Annotated in this window: 1 protein-coding gene and 1 pseudogene; one reads left to right on the top strand and one right to left on the bottom strand. The window is 66.5% G+C overall.

Annotated elements, in window-relative coordinates:
- Nucleotides 1-282: pseudogene (locus tag FVW20_RS15935) on the top strand (hypothetical protein); the annotation flags it as partial.
- A 183-nt stretch (nt 283-465) separates the two neighbouring features.
- On the opposite strand, the gene FVW20_RS15930 reads toward FVW20_RS15935, so the two are convergent.
- Nucleotides 466-1,225, bottom strand: a 760-nt coding sequence (locus tag FVW20_RS15930) for a (Fe-S)-binding protein (RefSeq protein ID WP_196610372.1), incomplete at its 5' end; no start/stop codon positions are given.

The raw sequence follows: 1,225 nt of genomic DNA, 5'->3' as shown, positions 1-1,225 counted from the left end.
CCGGTCGATTCTTCGCCCGCCCCCGGCGTGGCCTCCACGCTGCCTGCGCCCGCGTCGCGAGGTGTGCTGGCCGGGCTGCGCGACGGCCAGTGGGTGGAGGTGTACGGTCGCCTGACCCGCGAGAAACTGCCCGACAAGCTGGCCCGCCTTGCCCCGCGCGACATGTTTGCCGGGTCGCTGAACTCCGGCTGGGTGTTCACGGCGGACGCGGTCCGGCTCATTCCGCCGCCCGGCGACCCGTTCATCTTCCAGTGGCGCGAGGCCGAGCCCTACCTGTGGTAGGACCTCGCCGCTCCCGCATCCTCACCCTGTTCCATCCGCCCTTCCCCTTTTGCACCACGCCCATGACAAGACCGGGAGCGGCCCTGCGGCCACTCCCGGTCGTTTCGTTCATGTGCTGGTGGATGCGATACTGTCCGTTTCCGCCAGGCGAATGCCAACGGGCGAAACGACAATTTGAAGTCCTTACGCGGGCTTCGGCGTGGTCACCTCATCCACGAGGTACAGGATGTTGCGGTACGGAATCTTGCCGTGCAACGAAAGGCCGATTTCGCAGGTACGGCTGGTGGAGTAGCCTTCCTCGCAGATTTCCACCTGCCGCCGCAGTTCCTTCAGCGCGCCCGTGTTCAGTTCCGGGAAGCTGAAGCCCCGGTCGCCCGCAAAGCCGCAGCAGAACACGTCTTCCGGCACGATGACCTGTTCGGCGCACAGTTCCGCCAGTTGCTTGAACTTGCCGGGCAGGCCCAGCTTCACCGCCGTGCAGGTGGAGTGGATGGCGATGGTGCGCTCCGCCTTGCGGAAGTCCAGCGCCTGCGTCAGGTGTTCCAGCGCGAATTCGATGGGTTCGTAGAGCTTCAGGCGCTTATCCAGGGTTTCCTTCATGCGGTACAGGCAGGGGCTGGTGTCGCACAGGACGGGAATGGCCCCGTTGTCGCTGACCTTCAGCAGGGCCTCGGACAGTTCCTTGGCCTTCATGTCGGCCTGGGCCTTGAAACCCTTGCTCTCGAAGGGCTGGCCGCAGCACAGGTCGCCCATTTTTTCGGGGAACAGCACGTGGTAGCCCGCCTTCAGCAGCAGGCCGATGGTCTTGGCGGGCAGCGGGTCGCGCTGTTCGTCGTCGCGGGCCGGGCCCATGGAGCGGGCGATGCAGCTGGGGAAGTAGACCACCTTGCGGTCGGACACCGGGCCGCGCGGCGCGTGCGCCGGGGCCGATGCGCCGGTGGGC

This window comes from Nitratidesulfovibrio oxamicus, assembly GCF_015731765.1.
GTDB classification, from domain to species: Bacteria; Desulfobacterota; Desulfovibrionia; order Desulfovibrionales; family Desulfovibrionaceae; genus Cupidesulfovibrio; species Cupidesulfovibrio oxamicus.
This window is presented reverse-complemented; position numbering and strand designations above follow the sequence as displayed.